Annotated in this window: 17 protein-coding genes and 1 tRNA gene; 6 read left to right on the forward strand and 12 right to left on the reverse strand. The window is 64.4% G+C overall.

All coding sequences use genetic code 11. The features are described from left to right. Positions 1-18: 18 nt before the first annotated feature. Together RFM98_RS22470 and RFM98_RS22475 are read right to left on the reverse strand one after the other, a co-directional pair. Complete coding sequence (locus RFM98_RS22470) at positions 19-210, reverse strand: twin transmembrane helix small protein (RefSeq protein ID WP_320214213.1); 192 nt, start codon at positions 208-210, stop codon at positions 19-21. A 25-nt stretch (positions 211-235) separates the two neighbouring features. Continuing rightward, entirely contained in the window at positions 236-1,102 is an 867-nt protein-coding gene (locus RFM98_RS22475; protein ID WP_320310882.1) for an SDR family oxidoreductase, read from the reverse strand. 58 nt (positions 1,103-1,160) lie between these two features. Here RFM98_RS22475 and RFM98_RS22480 point away from each other — a divergent pair, with 58 nt between their 5' ends. Beyond that, positions 1,161-2,012: a YihY/virulence factor BrkB family protein gene (locus RFM98_RS22480; RefSeq protein WP_320214211.1), complete on the forward strand. Its 852-nt coding sequence runs from the start codon at positions 1,161-1,163 to the stop codon at positions 2,010-2,012. Positions 2,013-2,217: 205 nt separating this feature from the next. On the opposite strand, the gene RFM98_RS22485 is transcribed toward RFM98_RS22480, so the two are convergent. Beyond that, positions 2,218-3,111: a DMT family transporter gene (locus RFM98_RS22485; RefSeq protein ID WP_320310883.1), complete on the reverse strand. Its 894-nt coding sequence runs from the start codon at positions 3,109-3,111 to the stop codon at positions 2,218-2,220. A gap of 47 nt (positions 3,112-3,158) precedes the next feature. Between RFM98_RS22485 and RFM98_RS22490 the strand changes: the two genes are divergently transcribed. Beyond that, positions 3,159-3,554, forward strand: coding sequence for a hypothetical protein (locus tag RFM98_RS22490; protein ID WP_320310884.1), 396 nt, complete (start codon positions 3,159-3,161; stop codon positions 3,552-3,554). Here the strand turns inward: RFM98_RS22490 and gluQRS are convergent, their stop codons facing one another. Then, positions 3,555-4,430 carry a tRNA glutamyl-Q(34) synthetase GluQRS gene (gene gluQRS, locus RFM98_RS22495; protein WP_320310885.1) on the reverse strand — a complete coding sequence of 292 codons (876 nt, stop codon included), beginning with the start codon at positions 4,428-4,430 and terminating at the stop codon, positions 3,555-3,557. It abuts the gene before it with no gap. A gap of 90 nt (positions 4,431-4,520) precedes the next feature. Between gluQRS and RFM98_RS22500 the strand changes: the two genes are divergently transcribed. Then, positions 4,521-5,180, forward strand: coding sequence for a DNA-3-methyladenine glycosylase family protein (locus tag RFM98_RS22500; protein ID WP_320310886.1), 660 nt, complete (start codon positions 4,521-4,523; stop codon positions 5,178-5,180). Between the two features lie 111 nt (positions 5,181-5,291). Beyond that, on the forward strand, positions 5,292-5,849 hold the full coding sequence (locus RFM98_RS22505) for an HNH endonuclease (protein WP_140809359.1): 558 nt from the start codon (positions 5,292-5,294) through the stop codon (positions 5,847-5,849). 224 nt (positions 5,850-6,073) lie between these two features. On the opposite strand, the gene RFM98_RS22510 is transcribed toward RFM98_RS22505, so the two are convergent. Both RFM98_RS22510 and RFM98_RS22515 read right to left on the reverse strand, forming a co-directional pair. Next, positions 6,074-6,592, reverse strand: a complete 519-nt coding sequence (locus RFM98_RS22510; protein ID WP_320310887.1) for a disulfide bond formation protein B — start codon at positions 6,590-6,592, stop codon at positions 6,074-6,076. Positions 6,593-6,616: 24 nt separating this feature from the next. Further along, a complete protein-coding gene (locus tag RFM98_RS22515; RefSeq protein WP_320310888.1) occupies positions 6,617-7,207 on the reverse strand; it encodes a YqaA family protein in 591 nt (196 codons plus the stop codon). A gap of 336 nt (positions 7,208-7,543) precedes the next feature. On the opposite strand from RFM98_RS22515, the gene RFM98_RS22520 reads away from it, so the two are divergent. After that, positions 7,544-7,628, forward strand: a tRNA-Leu gene (locus RFM98_RS22520). A gap of 143 nt (positions 7,629-7,771) precedes the next feature. Here RFM98_RS22520 and RFM98_RS22525 read toward each other — a convergent pair. The 5 genes from RFM98_RS22525 to RFM98_RS22545 all read right to left on the reverse strand — a co-directional run bounded on the left by RFM98_RS22525 (position 7,772) and on the right by RFM98_RS22545 (position 13,253). Next, positions 7,772-8,932: a YncE family protein gene (locus RFM98_RS22525; protein ID WP_320310889.1), complete on the reverse strand. Its 1,161-nt coding sequence runs from the start codon at positions 8,930-8,932 to the stop codon at positions 7,772-7,774. A gap of 68 nt (positions 8,933-9,000) precedes the next feature. Further along, on the reverse strand, positions 9,001-10,281 hold the full coding sequence (locus RFM98_RS22530; protein WP_320310890.1) for a GNAT family N-acetyltransferase: 1,281 nt from the start codon (positions 10,279-10,281) through the stop codon (positions 9,001-9,003). Next, a complete protein-coding gene (locus tag RFM98_RS22535; protein WP_320310891.1) occupies positions 10,281-11,684 on the reverse strand; it encodes a lipopolysaccharide biosynthesis protein in 1,404 nt (467 codons plus the stop codon). The genes RFM98_RS22530 and RFM98_RS22535 overlap by 1 nt, the downstream gene beginning before the upstream one ends. Positions 11,685-11,991: 307 nt before the next feature. Continuing rightward, entirely contained in the window at positions 11,992-12,444 is a 453-nt protein-coding gene (locus RFM98_RS22540) for a hypothetical protein (protein ID WP_320310902.1), read from the reverse strand. A gap of 536 nt (positions 12,445-12,980) precedes the next feature. Further along, positions 12,981-13,253: a DUF4242 domain-containing protein gene (locus tag RFM98_RS22545; protein WP_095817014.1), complete on the reverse strand. Its 273-nt coding sequence runs from the start codon at positions 13,251-13,253 to the stop codon at positions 12,981-12,983. A gap of 260 nt (positions 13,254-13,513) precedes the next feature. Here RFM98_RS22545 and RFM98_RS22550 point away from each other — a divergent pair, with 260 nt between their 5' ends. Next, on the forward strand, positions 13,514-16,081 hold the full coding sequence (locus tag RFM98_RS22550; RefSeq protein ID WP_430682337.1) for a helix-turn-helix transcriptional regulator: 2,568 nt from the start codon (positions 13,514-13,516) through the stop codon (positions 16,079-16,081). 59 nt (positions 16,082-16,140) lie between these two features. Here RFM98_RS22550 and RFM98_RS22555 read toward each other — a convergent pair. Beyond that, on the reverse strand, positions 16,141-16,415 hold a 275-nt coding region (locus RFM98_RS22555; RefSeq protein ID WP_320310893.1), incomplete at its 5' end, for a hypothetical protein.

A 16,415-nucleotide genomic window follows, 5' to 3' on the forward strand; every position in this document is an offset into this window, starting at 1 on the left:
CGATCCCCCTGACATCCTCTACTTGCGCGTGAAATAGACCACCAGCAACAGCAGCGCCAAGGCCACGGCCTGCAACATGATGCGCGTCTGCATCAGCTTGTTCGAGGTGACGCCGGAGCCGCCGCGCATCATGTTGATCAGGCCGCGGACCAGCACGATCACCACGGCGGCCATGGCGATGACGGCGAGGATCTTTAAGACGATGACCATCTGGCTGGCTCCAGTTCGGTTTCGGTCAGGCGCGCCTGGCAAGGACGCGGTAGAGCAGGGACGCCGGCAGGATGCGTTTCAGCACCGCGCCGATCTTAGCCGGCACCGTTACCACATAGTGCGGGCGCGGGCGCTGTGACAGAAGCGCGTGGCGGAGCGCCCTGTGCACGATCTCCGGTCCCGGCTTCAGCTTCGATACGCTCCCGCCGGCCTGAAGCCGGGCGAGCTGCGCCTGATAATCGGCGCGGTGGACGGAATTTTCGACGTCGATATTCCTGAGGAACCAGGGCAGGCCATTGCTGGCGATCTTCGATGTCACCGGTCCCGGTTCGATGAGCGAGAGGTGGATGCCGCTGCCTTCAAGTTCCTGGCGCATGCACAGCATCAGGCCTTCGATGGCGTGTTTGGATGCCGAATAGGCGCCGCGGAAGCGGACCGGCGCCAGCCCGAGGATCGAGGAGCAGTGGACAAGGCGGCCGTGCCCCTGGCGGCGCATGATCGGCACGACGCGCCGCGTGAGGTCATGCCAGCCGAAGAAATTGGCCTCGAACTGCTCGCGCAGCGCCGCGACAGGCAGGTCCTCGACGGCGCCGGGCTGGGCGTAGGCTCCGTTGTTGAACAGCGCATCAAGCGTGCCACCGGTGCGTTCAAGCACCGCATCGACCAGTGCTGCGATGGATTGAGGTTCCCGATAGTCGAGGTAGAAGGCCTCTATGCCGTCCGCCTCAAGGGCTGAAATATCGGCCGGCTTGCGCGCCGTGGCGAAGACTCGCCAGCCTTCCGCCTTCAATGCCCGCGCGCAATAGGCGCCGATGCCGGAGGAGGCCCCGGTGACGATGACGGTGCGCAATTCTTTGGCGGCGGGGCGCGTTGTGGGACCTGGGGTTGCCATTTGCCGCAATCACTTCCCATATTCGCGGCGTTGACACAATCGAGCGGAGCGCGGGCCTTTGCTGCGGAATATCGTTGCCGTCAAGCGCGTGCTCTACGATGCGATCGGCCATTTCAACACCGACGACGGCTGGGCAATGGCCAGCCATCTGGCGATCACCTCGCTGATGGCGCTTTTCCCGTTCCTGATCTTTGCCACGACGCTTGCCAGCTTCCTCGGCGCACGCGCCTTCGCCGACACGGCCGTGCATCTGGTCTTCGACACATGGCCGGAGCAGATCGCCAAGCCGATCGCGCATGAGGTGCTGAACGTGCTGACCGTGCGGCGCACCGACCTTCTGACCTATGGCGTGATGCTTGCAGCCTATTTCGCGTCGAACGGCATCGAGGCGCTGCGCACGTCGCTCAACCGCGCCTACCGGGTCACCGAGACGCGCGGCATCATCCACCGCAGGGTGCAGAGCATCATCTTCGTGCTGATCGCCACCGCCTGCTTCCTCGCCGTCAGCGTGCTTCTGGTGTTTGCGCCGCTCCTGGCGCGGCTCGCGGAAGCCCAACTGGAATGGATCAAGCCCTATATGGGCACAATCACCATCTGGCGCTACGTGATCGCCTCGACGGTCATCGTCATCGGGCTGTTCTCGGTGCATATCTGGCTGCCGGCCGGCAACCGGCGCTTCGTCTCGATCATACCGGGCATTGTCTTCACGCTGGTCGGCTGGCTGGTCGGGTCGACGATCTTCGCCACCTATCTCGACCATTTCTCTTCCTATGTGACGACCTATGCCGGGCTCGCCTCGATCATGATCGCGGTCGTCTTCCTCTACATCATCTCGGCGATCTTCATTCTCGGCGGCGAGCTCAACGCCTCGATCAGCCGCTATCTGGAGGCGCGGGCGCGTGTCGGTTGAGATGTGTCGATATTCAGGTGAGGCCGGTCTGCAAAGCGGCGGCTTCCTGCGCTTCCGGTGCTCACGTGCCTCAGTACGCTCCGCTCCGGCCTTCGCCGGCCGAAGCCCTCATAAGTGTTTCCGCCCTATGAAGGCTACGGCCGGCGTAGGTCGGTTCTCGGACGCCACCCTTTTCGACACGGCCTGACCTGAATCTCAACACATCTCAGGTGGAGATATTCTCGGATATGGTCTTTGGCCGAGCGGTCGCGAGAGCCACGCCGAGCGTGGCGATCGCCATGCCGCCGATCTGCAGCAGGTTGAGCTGCTCGTTGAAAAGCACCCAGGCAATGATCGCGGTAACGGCCGGCACGAGATAGAACAGCGAGGCGACCTTCGACATCTCGCCGTCCCTGATCATCACCATCAACAGAAATATGGCGCCGATCGACAGCACCAGGACCAGCCAGGCCATGGCAAAGATCAACTCGCCGTTGACGGTGATGATGCGCGTCTCGAAGGCGAGCGAGCCCAGGATCATCAAGGCGGAGCCGCCGACATACTGCCACATCGTTGCCGACACCAGATCGCCGCCGGAGGCATAGCGCTTCTGCCAGATCGTGCCGGCGCTCATGCCGAGCACGGAGACCAGCGAAGCCGTCAGCGTCGCCGGCGTGACGCCGCCGCCCAGCATCCCGAGCTTTGGCCACAGCACGATGACGACGCCAAGCAGCCCGACGGCAAGGCCGGCCCAATGGCGCGGCAGGATCGCCTCGCCGAGGAACTTTCCGGCGAGCACGGCGGTGATCAGCGGCTGCAGGCCGACGATCAGCGCCGAGAGGCCGGCCGGCATGCCTCTGTGGATCGCCCAGAAGACGGCGCCGAGATAGACGCCATGCATGAGGACGCCGGCCACCATCGCGTGCAACGCCTCTTCGCGCGTCGCCTTGCGCGAGCCAAGCAGCATGGCGAGGCCGGCAAACAGGATCGCCGCCATCACGAAGCGAATGGCAAGAAAGGTGAAGGGCTCCGCCCAGGGCATCGCATAGCGCGCGCCGATGAAGCCTGTCGCCCATAGAACGACGAAGGAGGCGGGAATGAACCGCTTGATGCTCTGCATTGGGGGAGGCTGCCGGGGGTGAAAGGTTGATGACGGCAATTGCTCTAATGCCGTTCAATCCGGCAAGCAAAACGAAACGGTTGATCCATAAGCTAAGTCGAATTCAACAAACCGTGCCAAGAGGGGCATGGCGCATCGCCGCGCCATGGTGGGGCATGTTTTTGCATCTCGACACGACCTGGCTCTTGTTCGCCTTCGCGATCATTGCCGCTTTCGGCTTCTTCTTCGGTACTGCGCTCGACGCGATCATGAAGGAGAGCGGCTTCGGCCCGACCGGCAATACGCTGTTGTTCATCTTCGGCTTTTTTGTCGCGGTGGTGGTCGCCAACAAGCATGGGATCAGCCTGAGCGATCCCAAGCTGGCGGTTGCCTATGGGCTCGGCGGCGCCTTTGCCTTCATCAGCGTGCTGGCGCTGATCAAGGCCGGGATGGCGCGCCTCTGATTACAACCCGACCAATCGGCTGATATCCCGCGGCGACATGCCAGCCTGCCTCAGCGAGGCAAGACCGGTGTCCTTGAAGCTCTTGGACAGTTTCCTGCCGTCCGGGCCAAGAATCAGGCGGTGGTGGAAATAGCGTGGCTGCGGAAGGCCGAGCAGTTCCTGCAACAAGCGCTGCACCCCGGTCGCCGAATAGAGGTCCTGGCCGCGCACGACATGGCTGACGCCCTGCAGCGCGTCGTCGACGACGACGGCGAGATGATAGCTGGTCGGGATGTCGCGGCGAGCGACGATCACATCGCCCCAGGCCTGCGGTTGTGCTTCGATTGCTCGCGTCGCCGACATCGTCTCGTCGGTGAATTCGGCCCATGACAGGCCGGCCGAGAGGCGCGCCATCGCGGTCTCGATATCAAGCCGCCAGGCGAAGGGCATGTTCTCGGCGATCCGCCGCTTGCGCTCCCTGGCCGGCAGGGCCTTGTCGAGCGACGGGTAGAGCGGCACGCCGTCCGGATCGTGAGGCCAGTCGCGGCCGCGTTTCCCGGTCTCGGCGATGAAGGCGCGGATCTCGCCCCGGCTCATGAAGGCCGGATAGACGAGTTCCTCGGCGATCAGCCGGTCAAGCACCGCCTGGTATTCGGCAAAATGTTCGGACTGGCGGCGCACCGGCCGTTCCCAGTGCAATCCGAGCCATTCGAGGTCGCGCAAAATGCCGGCTTCGAATTCGGGCGTGCAGCGGGTGATATCGATATCCTCGATGCGCAACAGCAACCGTGCGCCCGCTTGCGCCGCCATCTGCCGGTTGAGCAGGGCCGAGTAGGCATGGCCGAGATGCAATTCGCCGTTGGGGCTCGGCGCGAAGCGGAATGTCAGGAGCGTCATCTCTCAGGCGGCATTCGGGTTGAAAGGCGCTTTTGCCGGTTGATATTAGCCATCAATTGCCACTTCGCGGGCGCCCTGGGAACAAGCAACGTGCAACGCATCGCCTCGCTCGACGACATTGCGGCAGGGCTCGACGCGCTCTGCCGGATCGATCCGCGGCTGGCGACCGTGCGCGGCAGGGCGGGCGAGGTGCCGCTGCGGCTGTCGGAACCGGGGTTTCAAAGCCTTGCCTCGATCGTCGTTTCACAGCAGGTGTCGCGTGCGAGCGCCGACGCCATCTTCGGCCGCCTGGCCAGACTGGTCGATCCGCTGACGCCGGAAGGGATCCTTGCCGCCGGCGAGGACATATTTCGCGAGGCCGGGCTGTCGCGGCCGAAGCAGCGCGGGCTGATTGCGGTCGCCGAAGCGGTTGCCGGCGGACTCGATCTCGATCACCTCTGTACGCTGGACGCCGGCGAGGCGATCGCTGCGATGACCGCCGTGCCCGGCATCGGCCCATGGACGGCGGAGTGCTATCTGCTGTTTGCCGCCGGCCATCCCGACGTGTTCCCCGCGCGGGACGTCGCGCTGCAGACGGCGGTCGGCCATGCGCTCGGCATCGACCCGCGTCCGCCCGAGAAAGTGCTTATCCGGCTGGCCGAATCATGGAGCCCCTGGCGGGGTGTCGCGTCGCGACTTTTTTGGGCCTACTACCGGGAATTGAAGGGCAGGGACGCCGCGCCCCCTGCGGAAACCCTCAAAAAAGCCTGAAAATCATGTGGTTTTTGGGGTTTCGGCGCTCGACAATCCGCTTCACATCCCTGTCATGTCGGGCTTACAGTATCCGCGCCGATCGGTTCTGGAACGAAGGAGGCAAAGGACGTGACGGTCGCCGTATCTCCGGATGGGCTTCCCGCGCTGGTGCTGAATGCGGACTACCGTCCGCTCAGCTATTACCCCCTGTCGCTCTGGTCGTGGCAGGACGCCATCAAGGCTGTCTTCCTCGACCGGGTCAACATCGTCGCCGAATACGAGCACGCCGTCTCCTCGCCGACCTTCTCGATGAAGCTGCCGAGCGTTGTCAGCCTCAAGGCCTATGTGAAGCCGTCGCGGCATCCCGCCTTCACGCGCTTCAACGTCTTCCTGCGCGACCGCTTCCAGTGCCAGTATTGCGGCACGCCTGAGGATTTGACATTTGACCACGTCGTCCCGCGCCATCGCGGCGGGGCGACGACCTGGGAGAATGTCGTCGCCGCCTGTTCGCCTTGCAATCTGAGGAAGGGTGGCATGATGCCGGCCCAAGCCAAGATGTGGCCGCTGCAAAAACCCTATCAGCCGACGGTGCACGACCTGCACAACAACGGCCGGCTGTTCCCGCCCAACCATCTGCATGAAAGCTGGATGGATTATCTCTACTGGGATGTTGAACTCGAACCATAGAGTTCGGCAGAAATCCGCGAGCCCGGTCGCCTAGCGCAGCTTTCTGCGCTTCCGGCCTTCGCCGGCCGAAGCACTCATGAGTGGCGTGGCGGTTAAATTAAGGCTACGGCCGGCGTAGGCCGGTGCTCACGTACTTAAGTACGCTCCGCTCCGGTTCTCGAAAGCCGCGCCATCCGATCCGGGCTGGCGAATTTCTGGACGAACTCTGCGTCGGCGCTGTTTTGTCAGTCGCGCGAGAGCGCGCTGCGGAAGGCGACGGCGGCGAGGACGAGGCTGGCGATGGCGTTCCAGCCGGCGAGCGACAGGCCGAGGATGCGAAGAGCGGCCTTGTCACAGGAGGGCGGCACGAACTTGTCGAGCGCGTCGAGCACGCCCTTGCCGCCGGTGTCGACCGGACCGGCGCCGGCGGTGCAGTCGGCCGGGCCCTGCCACCAGGCCCATTCGACGCCTGAGTGGTAGACGCCCAGATACAGGCCGTAAAGCATCAAAAGGCCGCCGATCGCCAGCAGGCCGCGCGTCACCCAGGCCGGCGCGCCCAGCATCGAGGCGATCACCGCCAGCAGCATAAGCGGCGCGCCGATATAGTAGGGGGTGCGCTGCTCGAGGCAGAGATGGCAGGGGATGTAGCCGCCGATATACTGGAAGGCCAGCGCCGAGCCGACGGTCGCTGCCATGGCGACGGCAAGAAAGAGTGCCGCGCGCGTGCGCTGGCGTCCGGTGTCGGCATTCATGGTCGCGGTCATCGATGGGAATCCGTTGTTGCGTCGCTATCCGTGGGCGTATCTGACGAGGATATAGAGCAAAATCAGGGCAGCGGCGCCGGCGCCGACAATCAGTCCCAAGCGCTTTTCGATAAACTCCTTGATCTCTTCGCCATAGCGGCGCAGCAGCCAGGCAAGCAGCAGGAAACGGGCGCCGCGCGCTACGATCGCAAGCCCGATGAAGAGCAAGAGGTTGACGCCGATGACGCCGGACAGAATCGTCACCACCTTGATCGGCGGCAGATGGGCCGCGCCCGAGGTGATGAGCATCAGGATGATGAAGCCGACGCCGGACGAGGTGCGCAGCGCCTCGAACTCGTCATACTTGCCGTAGAATTCGAGAATCGGCTTGGCTACCGCCTCATAGGCATAGTGGCCGATGAACCAGCCGGCGATCCCGCCGAGCACCGAGGCGACTGTGGCAATCAGCGCGTAGCGATAGGCGCGCTGGGGTTTCGACAGTGCCATCGGCAAAAAGAGCACGTCGGCCGGAACGAGGAAGACCGAGCTTTCGACGAAGGCGATGAAGGCCAGCCACCATTCGGCCGACTTCCTCGCCGCCAGCGACAGGGTCCAGTCGTAAAGTCCGCGAAGCATCGGCTCTCCTAATGCGGTTGACGCAATTCCGGACGGAAAACCGCTGCGCACTTTTCCTGGAATTGCTCTTGTGCATATCGCCTGGAACGGCGCAGCGTTTTTCGGCCACCGGCAAGCACGAAACAAGCACCCAAAGCGCCGCAGCCGTGGTTTTTGGCCGGGCGGCTGAAACTTTCGCCTCTCTAGAAAGATTTTCCGCGCCGCACAATGGCAGCGACCCTTACGAAACCGTAAGACGCTGTTTGGCCGAGGCGGCGCCGGCAAATCGGCAATAGGCCAGTTGACGAAAGCCCGTCCGACCGTATAGTCCGCGCCCATCCAGGCCGCCCGGCCTGAGCCCCTATGGCGGAATTGGTAGACGCGCTCGACTCAAAATCGAGTTCCGCAAGGAGTGCTGGTTCGATCCCGGCTAGGGGCACCATCCTTCGCTCTTCGAGCTTCGGATGGCAGGCCATCCTTCTACCATCTCGGATGGCAGGCCACTCAGAAGCTCCTTCGCTCTTCGAGCTTCGGATGGCAGGCCACCCTTCTACCATCTCGGATGGCAGGCCACTCAGAAGCAACCTACCGCATATTTCCCGTATGTCCTTGCGAATACCGCCCGGGCTGCGGCCACACCGTCAGGCCATGCGGCTCGGCGCCGACGCGGATCTTGGTCACCGCGCCGCTTGTGGTGTCGATCATGTAGACCTCGCTGTCGAAGCGGCCGGAGAGCCAGAGCTGCTTGCCGTCGGCGCTGACATTGCCCATGTCGGGGCTGCCGCCGCCGGGGATCGGCCATTGCGCGACCACGGCGCGGGTGGCGAAGTCGATCACCGTCACGCTGCCCGGACCCTTGGCCTTGCCCTCTTCCATCTTGTGCGAACCGCGGTTCGAGACGTAGAGCCGCTTGCCGTCGCGGCTGACGACGAAACCATGCGTGCCGATGCCGGTCGGGATGAAGCCGATTTCCCTGAAACTGTCGCCGTCGACCAGGAACACGCCGTCATTCATCATGTCGGCCACGTAGAAGACCTTGCCGTCGGGCGACAGGCGGATGTCCTGCGGCATGCCCATTTTCGAGAAATCGAGGTGGCCGAGCACCTTCTGGTTCTTGAGGTCGATCTTGGCCAGGCCGCCATCGCCGTATTCGCAGGTGAAGATCGCATAGGAGCCGTCGCCTGAAAAATCGGCATGGTTGATGCCGAGGCAGGTCGGCGTCGGCAGGCTCGATTTCAACGCCATGGTGTGTGGGTCGCGGAAATCGAGCTGCTTCATCGCCTCGTCGACGACGATGGCGGCGCTGCCGTCCGGCATGAAATACAGATTGTAGGGGTCGTCGACCGGGACCTGCGGGCCGGGCTTGGCCGTCATCGGGTCGATCGGCGTCAGGCTGCCGTTCTTGCCGGTGCCGTTGTTGGCAACCCACAGCGTCTTCAGGTCCCAGGACGGTACGGCGTGCTGCGGCTTGCTGCCGACCGGGAAGCGGTCGACCTCCTTCAGGGTGACGCTGTCGATCACCGAGACGCTGTTGGAGGAGCGGTTCGGCACGTAAACGCGGGGCAGCGCGCCGGTCGTCACGGGGCTGAGATGACCAGCGGCGGTGTGTTTGTAAATATCGACGGCGGGCGGCGGCGGTTCGGAGCAATCCTCGGGGCACGTATCGGCCCAGGCTCGGGCAGGAATTAGCGCAAGCAACAGGAAGGCCGCACGGAAACTGGTGTGACGCAAAAAGCTTCTGATCATTTGGATGGCTTCGTGGAGGGCCGGCTGAAATTGCCGCTCGGACCCATAGCTTGTGTCCTGCCGTTGATCTAGCGCCTTTTCAGCAGGCTGCGCATGCGGTTGCGCAGGATGCGCGCCATGTTGCGGGTCTCGCGGTAGAGGTGCAATTGCGAGGCCGCCTGGCGGGCCAGCCGGTCGGCATCGGGCGTCAGCCCGACCACGAGCGTGCCCATCGGCTTGCGCTCGCTCCACAGGCGGCTCATCACCGGATGGTCCGGAACCGCGCAGGAATCGGTCATGACGATGTTCGGATCGTCGAGATGCTGCCTGGTCACCTCGATCATCAGGAGCGTGCCCGGCGAATAGGCGGCCAGCGCCTCGTCATATGCCGTCTTCCAGGTGTAGGCGACGCCGGCCTCGACGAAGACGACCAGGCAGGCGACGGTGCGGCCGTCGAGCGTCAGCAAATGGATGCGGCACATGTCCTGCTCGGCCAGCCTGTGCACGGCCTCGCGAGCGAAGGCGGCGCGGTAGCGATCGATCGCCATCGCGGTGCGTTCGCGGCCTTTCCAGCCGGCTGCCTCCAGCGTCAGGAAGCTCTCGATGGCGTGGCGGATCTCGTCGGGCCCGCGCGCCACGACGTGCTCGATCTTGCCGAGGTCGGCGAGGCGCCGCTTGAGCCGGCGGAATTCGCGATAGTGATGCGCGCGCAGCGAGGCCTTGAGGTAGTCCTCGCCGTCGGCATCGCTTTCAAGCACCGGCCGCTCGGCCTTGCCGGTGGTCACCATGGTCAAGCCACGGCTGTCGGCAAAGGAGGTCAGCAGGCTCGCGACCGGACCGTCGAGCTTGATGTCGGGCAGCACGAAGACCCTGGGCAGCTTGAGATGCGGCCGCGACAGCATCGAGAAGAAATCCTCGATGACGCCGATCGGATCGTCGCGGTCGACCAGCGGCGTGCCGAGCGGGCCGAACGGGCTCGACCATGTGCGCATCACCGGAACACCGAGCGGGATCGTCGGCCGTTCGACCGAGAACGGTACCAGAAGCCGCAGCCGGTTGCGGTACTCGTCGCCGTCGCGGATCACGGCAAGCCGCACCTCGCGGTCTTCCAGCCGCGGCATTGCCGGCGCCAGGAAGCGCGGGTTGAAGAAGACGTTGGGCTCGACCGTGCGGGCGCTGAGATAGTCGAGCTCCTCGACAAGATCGAAGCCGGCCGAGGCCGGGTAGATGGCGAGCTTGCGCTCCGGCCGGTTGCTGGCGAAGAGCTCGATATGGGCGGGATCGACCTCGCGCGCCAGGCCGGCAAGGTTGGAGACCATGGCGCCGGCAGGGCCGCCGCTGGTCTCCTCGAGCAACGGGACGGCGGCCATCAGGCGACTTCCTTTCTTGCGGGCACGAAGATCGCCATGACGATGCCGAGCTTGCGCCAGACGGTGAAGGAGAGCGCGCTGGCCTCGAAGACCATGGCGAGGCTGGTGGCGATCGCGGCGCCCCAGAGGCCGAAGAGCGGGATCAGCAGCACGTTGAGGCCGATATTCAGGCAAAGCGTCATGGCATAGACGGCGGCGCAGATGTTCTGGTTGCCGCTCATGGTGAGCAGGCTTTCGCAGGGGCCGACGGCGGCGCGCGCCACGACGCCCAGCACCAGCAGGAAGAGCAGCGGGTAGCCGGCGGTGAATTCGGGGCCGAACAGCACCAGCATCGGCTCGCCCAGCGCCAGCACCAGCAGCGCCATCAGCAAGGAAGGCCAGAAGGTCCACGAGACGGTCTCGCGGGCGAAGGCGGCAAGCCTATGCGGCTCGCCATGGGTGAACTGCGCGTAGCGCTGGGCAACCCCGGCCTTGACCGCGAAATAGACGAAATGCACCAGCGCCAGGGTCTTCACCGTCGCGAAATAGACGGCGACGTCATTGGGCTCCAGATAGGCGCCGACCATCAGCACATCGGCATTGGTGAGCAGGAAGAAGAAGCTCTCGACCAGGAAGATCGGCAGCGAGACGAGGATCCATGGGCCGAAATGTACCGCCATCGGCCCGGCCGGGATCTTTTTCTCCATGCGCGAGGTGACTGCCATCAACTGGCCGAGCGTGGTGACATAGGTTGCGGCGATCGAGGCGAAGATCGCGGTTTTCGCGTCGGGCACGTAGTGCAGGCCAAGCATCAGCGTCATGAACGCCAGGATCAGCACCGGCCGCACCAGATAGGTCGGCGACAGCGCCAGCAGCGCCCAGGAATTGGCGCGCGCCAGTCCTTGCAGGAGATCGCCGAGCGCGATCATCGGCAGGCAGATGACGCCGAGGATGAAGGGGATGACGTAGTAGTTCTCGATCCAGTCCGAGGCCAGCCAGACGCCAAGCGCGCCGAGGCCCGCGATCAGCGTCGAGGCAACGAGCACGAACAGGCGGCTGGCGAGCACGATGCCGCGGAGCTCCGCCAGCATGCCGCGCTCGCGATATTCGGGAATGAAACGGATGACCGAGGTGTGGAAGCCGAGGCAGGCAAGGTTGCCGACGATGACCATCGTCACCCAGACCAGCACCGAGATGCCGTATTCGAACGAGCCCATCCAGCGCGCCATCAGCACCTGGCTGACAAAGGCGATGAAGGCGCTGACGATGCGGATGGAGAAGGCGATCAGCGACATGCGCCCGGCTTCGCCACGCTCGTCGGCGGTGGACAGCACGGCATCGATGCGGCCAAGCAGCGGCCGCATGCACAGCGCCCAGCGCTGCGGCAGGAACCGCCCGGCAGTCGTTGCCGCGGAAAAGCGCACCCCGAATACTCTCCGTCTTCCGCCTTTTTCCAAGGTTTCGGTCTATCCGAAACACCTTAAGAAAGGGTGGGCGGGGGTGCTTCCTTCTCCCCGTCACTATACGGGGAGAAGGTGCCGGCAGGCGGATGAGGGGCGGCGCCGGCTTTCGAAAATTTGCGCCGAGGCGTTCTTTGCGGAAGGGTTTCCTCAACAGGAGCCATCTCCTGTCAGGTGCGAGCGGGGCCAATCGCAAACGTAGGCGCCGCCCCTCATCCGGCCCTTCGGGCCACCTTCTCCCCGTATAGTGACGGGGAGAAGGAAAAGGCGCCTACATCCCCTGCATCGCGTCGCACGACACGTTGGGGTTCATGTCGGCGAAGGCGCCGGTCGGGTTCTGCTTCCAGGCCCAGACATGCAGCTCGTAGAACGGGCCGAGACCGTAGCGGTTGGGCGCGGTGTTGAAGTTGAACAGATGGCCTTCGAGCGAGGCCGGGCCCTTCGCGGTGATGTATTCTACGGCGATCAGCTTCAGCGTGCCGTCGGCCATCGGCTCGTACATCACCGCTTCCGGCTTGGCGACGTCGACGGCATCGTCCTTCAGATAGGCTGAGTTGACGTAGTGGATGCCCATCGCGCCGCCGGTGAGGCCGCTGGCGCAGGGGATCGGCGCGTAGCCCTCGGCCTTGGCAACCGCGACGTCCTCGAAGCGGCTGTCGAGCGCCCGCACCTTTTCGGCGAGCGGGTTGACGGTTTCGGCTGTGGCTGCGCCCGCCATCAGCATGATGATCGAGGCGGAAGCGCCGATGAGGCGCCTGGTCGAGATACGAATGCTCATTTGTCTCTCCAATTCAGTTGCGGCGCGCAAGCGGCGGCAGTCGGCCGGCCAAGGCCAACTCCGCGCGCCGGCGGCGCCTGTCGGTAAAAAGGGATGGTCGCTGATCCCGACCGGAGCATTTCACCGTTTCAAAAAACGGCGAACTGCTCCGTCTCTTGATTTGACTCAATTCCTGACGGAAAGCCGCTTCGCACCTTTCCTAGAATTGCTCTGGGCGGGATCAGCGGTGATGCCACCAATATTCCCAATATTCGCGCGGGTTTTCCCGCTCATGCAGGCCGATATCGCGTCTCAGGTAATCGTCCCGCGGCGGCAGAAGGCGGCGCCGGTTTCGCCAGGGTGAAAGCAGCGCCGACACGACCCGTTGCATGTAGCCGCGCCGTGGCGGGACGTTATCCGCCGCGGCGGATGAACTCTCGCCGCCTTGCACGGCGTCAGGTCCGCCCGCAACGGGTATGACCTGCCTGACATGATCTGCCCGGTCAGCGATAAAAGTAGGGGTCGAGGACCCGTACCTCCGTGATCTTGTCGACGGGAAGCGAGTTCTTCTGCGCGGTGCTGCGGATCGCCTCCGGCGAAGGCGCATCATAGATGCAGAAGCTCTTGCCCTTGTCGGGCGAGACGAAGGATTGCACCCAGGTGACCCCTTTCTCCGCATTGCGGGCGATGACGCCGCCCATCGCGGTTGCGCCGGCATCGTTCATCGGTACGTTCAGACCTTCCGGGAAGGTACGTTCAACCAGATAACGTGGCACGATTGTCTTTCCTTTCGTGATTGGATTGCGCTCGTTTCGAGCGAGGCGGATCCCACCATGGACGGAAACGCCGCGCATCGGAGCCATTCCCCATTCTGGCCGGGACGATTCCCCATGTTTGAGACGTTTTATGTGGAAGATGGCACTTCAATGTGTGGAGAGTCACATTGCCGTGCCGTTTCCAAGTCTATCGCGGCGGCGATCCGCCACGATGGAAATTCCGATTTCGCGAGAGAGTGACGATGCTTCTGGAACGACAGATGCAGCTGCGGCAGCTGGACGGCTTACTGGCGGATGCAACAAGAGGGCGCGGCCGCGTTGTGGTGCTGTCGGGAGAGGCTGGCGCCGGCAAGACGGCGCTGGTCGAGGCGTTCGCGAGGCGGCTGGACGAGGGTCCGGCCGTGCTTCGCAGCGCCTGCGAGGATCTGTCCATTCCGGATCCGCTGGGGCCGCTTTACGATCTGGCCCGCGACGCGCAATGGGAGCTGCCACGGGCGATCGACGACCGCCAGGTGCAGCGGCTGCCGCTGTTTTCCGAGGCGCTCGACGTCTTCGAGGCGAAAGGCTCGAGCCTGCTCGTCATCGAAGACCTGCATTGGGCCGATGACGCCACGCTCGATTTCGTGCGCTTCCTCGGCCGGCGTATTGCAAACACTCACATCCTGCTTCTGATCACGGCGCGCACCGACCGCAGCGACGGGCAGATGCGGGTGCGCCGGGCGCTCGGCGAGATCCCTGCCGGCAATGTCCAGCGCATCGACGTGCCGCTGCTCAGCCAAAGCGCCGTGCTCTCGCTTGCCGCGGCCGCCGAGCGCGACGGCGACGCAATCTACCGGGCGACCGCCGGCAACGCTTTCTTCGTCACCGAGCTGCTTGCCGCCGAAGGAAATGGCACGTTGCCGGCGAGCGTGCGCGACGCCGTGCTGGCGCGTGCCGAAAAATTGTCGCCGGGCGCCCGCTCGATGCTCGACGCGGTCTCGGTGTTTCCGCGCCGCGCCGATGCGTGGGCGCTCAGCGGGCTTTGCGGAATTGCCGCCGCCGGCCAACTCGCCGAGTGCGTCTCCAACGGCCTGCTCGAGGATTTCGGCGACGGCTACGCCTTCCGGCATGAGATCGCGCGCAGCGCCATCGAGATGGCGCTGACACCGAGCCGCCGGCTTGAATACAACCAGCGCGCACTTACAGCGCTGCAGGAAAATCCGCAGGTCGCCACCGCGAGGCTGGTGCACCACGCCGTCGAGGCGCAGAACCTCGCGGCGGTGCGCGAGTTGGCGCCGCTCGCGGCGCGCGAGGCCTCCCGCATCGGCGCCCATCGCGACGCGGCCGGGCACTACGAAGTCGCCTTGCGATATGGAGATGCCCTCCCAATCGCGGAGCGGGCGGAACTTTATGAAGAGCATGCGTTCGAGTGCCACTTGATTGGCCGCATCGACGTGGCCATGGAGGCGCAGGGACAGGCGCGCCGGTTGCGCCAGACGCTGGGCGACCGGGTCAAAGAGGGTGACGGTCTCAGATGCCTCTCGCGCTTTGCCTACCTGCTCGGCGACCGCGAGGCCGCGGACCGGTTTGCAGGACAGGCCGTGGAGCTTCTGGAAACGGTGCCCGACTGCCCCGAACTCGCGATGGCCTATTCCAACCTGTCGCAGCTCGCGATGCTGGCCGAGCGGCTCGAGGACACGCTCATGTTCGGCGGGAAGGCCGTCGAGCTGGCGGAGCGGCTCAACCGGCCCGACATCCTTTGCCACGCCCTCAACAATGTCGGGGCGGCCGGGCAATGGCTGGACTTCGCCAAGGGGCGGCGCGATCTCGCCCGCAGCCTTGGAATTGCCCTTACGGGCAACTTCCAGGAGCATGCGGCGCGCGCTTTCACGAACTGCGCCTGTGTCGAGATGAACAGGTTCAACCTCAACGAGGCGGCGTCATTCCTGAATCGCGGCATAGGCTATTGTGTCGAGAACGATCTCGCTACGTGGCGCGACTACATGCGTGGCGTGCAGGCGCAACTGCTGCTCCGGCTCGGCCTTTGGGATGACGCCGCGGCAATGGCGCATGAGGTTGTCGACGATGAGGCAACGACGCCATTGGTGCGCTATCCGTCGCTCGTCGCGCTGGCACGATTGCGCATCCGCCGGGGAGATCCGTCGGCCGAGCCGGTTCTGGACGAGATGAAGCTGTTCCTGGACAAGGGCATGGAGTTGCAACGGCTTGTGCCCTTTGCCGAGGTGATGGCCGAACTGGCCTGGCTGGGTGAAGGCGACAGGGATGAAGCGCTGCGCTTGATCGCCCTTGCCGAAAGCCTTTCGCCGACGCGGGCGGTGTTTGGCGAATTGGCGACGTGGCGGCAGTTGCTGTTGCCCGAAAGCGATCCCGGCGAGACCGACGGCATGGCTGAGCCGCATCGCCTGCAATTGACTGGCGACTGGCGCGCCGCCGCCGCGCTCTGGGCGAAAATGGACGCCCCCTTCGAACGGGCGCTCACCTTGCTGCGGGGCGACGAGACGGCGCAGCGCGAGGCGCTCGATATTTTCGAGGCGCTCGGCGCAAGGCCGGTGGCGCAGCATGTGCGCGGCCTCATGCGGCAGAGCGGTGTGAGCCACATTGCAAGGGGGCCGAGGCAGGCGACGCGCGCCAACCAGGCGGGGCTGACGCAGCGCCAGATGGAAGTCCTGCAGCTTATCGAACGAGGCTTCTCCAACAAGAAGATCGCCGCGCATCTGACCATCTCGCCGAAGACGGTCGATCACCACGTCTCGGCAGTGCTGGAGAAGCTGGAGGCCGTCTCGCGCGGCGAAGCGGCGGCCGCGGCGCGTGCGTCGGGGCTGGTGTGACCGTCAGTCGATAGGAAGCCTAAAGCGCGTCGCGCTGAAACGGATTCAGGCGACGCGCTTTAAGTCTTTGTTTTGATGCATGTCGTTGTCCCAGAACCGCTGCACACTTCTGGGCGACATGCATTAGATAAGTCGGGCGTTTCTGCTGGTTCGCGGAACGCCGGCGCTGCCCCGCAACCGCCCTTCGGGCACCTTCTCCCCGCAAGCGGCAGGGGAATCGCAGATAAGTCGATTGTGTATTGCCATGCAGCAAAAGAAGGATTCTTGAGTGGCTTTCTCGAAGCAGAGGAGGCCGCAATGCCATTGGTTTTGTCGATCTTGCGAGAAGTACGCG

Origin of the sequence: Mesorhizobium australafricanum, from assembly GCF_033977265.1 — a bacterium.
Taxonomy (GTDB): domain Bacteria; phylum Pseudomonadota; class Alphaproteobacteria; order Rhizobiales; family Rhizobiaceae; genus Mesorhizobium; species Mesorhizobium australafricanum.

Excerpts from the sequence above, each read along its gene's own strand:
- RFM98_RS22530 (WP_320310890.1), bottom strand. The coding sequence starts at position 10,281 with ATGGCCGCCGTCCCGTTGCTCGAGGAGACCAGCGGCGGCCCTGCCGGC.
- RFM98_RS22550 (WP_430682337.1), top strand. The coding sequence starts at position 13,514 with ATGCAGCTGCGGCAGCTGGACGGCTTACTGGCGGATGCAACAAGAGGG.
- RFM98_RS22540 (WP_320310902.1), bottom strand. The coding sequence starts at position 12,444 with ATGCTGATGGCGGGCGCAGCCACAGCCGAAACCGTCAACCCGCTCGCC.
- RFM98_RS22475 (WP_320310882.1), bottom strand. The coding sequence starts at position 1,102 with ATGGCAACCCCAGGTCCCACAACGCGCCCCGCCGCCAAAGAATTGCGC.
- gluQRS (WP_320310885.1), bottom strand. The coding sequence starts at position 4,430 with ATGACGCTCCTGACATTCCGCTTCGCGCCGAGCCCCAACGGCGAATTG.
- RFM98_RS22470 (WP_320214213.1), bottom strand. The coding sequence starts at position 210 with ATGGTCATCGTCTTAAAGATCCTCGCCGTCATCGCCATGGCCGCCGTG.
- RFM98_RS22525 (WP_320310889.1), bottom strand. The coding sequence starts at position 8,932 with ATGATCAGAAGCTTTTTGCGTCACACCAGTTTCCGTGCGGCCTTCCTG.
- RFM98_RS22485 (WP_320310883.1), bottom strand. The coding sequence starts at position 3,111 with ATGCAGAGCATCAAGCGGTTCATTCCCGCCTCCTTCGTCGTTCTATGG.
- RFM98_RS22515 (WP_320310888.1), bottom strand. The coding sequence starts at position 7,207 with ATGCTTCGCGGACTTTACGACTGGACCCTGTCGCTGGCGGCGAGGAAG.
- RFM98_RS22510 (WP_320310887.1), bottom strand. The coding sequence starts at position 6,592 with ATGACCGCGACCATGAATGCCGACACCGGACGCCAGCGCACGCGCGCG.
- RFM98_RS22490 (WP_320310884.1), top strand. The coding sequence starts at position 3,159 with ATGCCGTTCAATCCGGCAAGCAAAACGAAACGGTTGATCCATAAGCTA.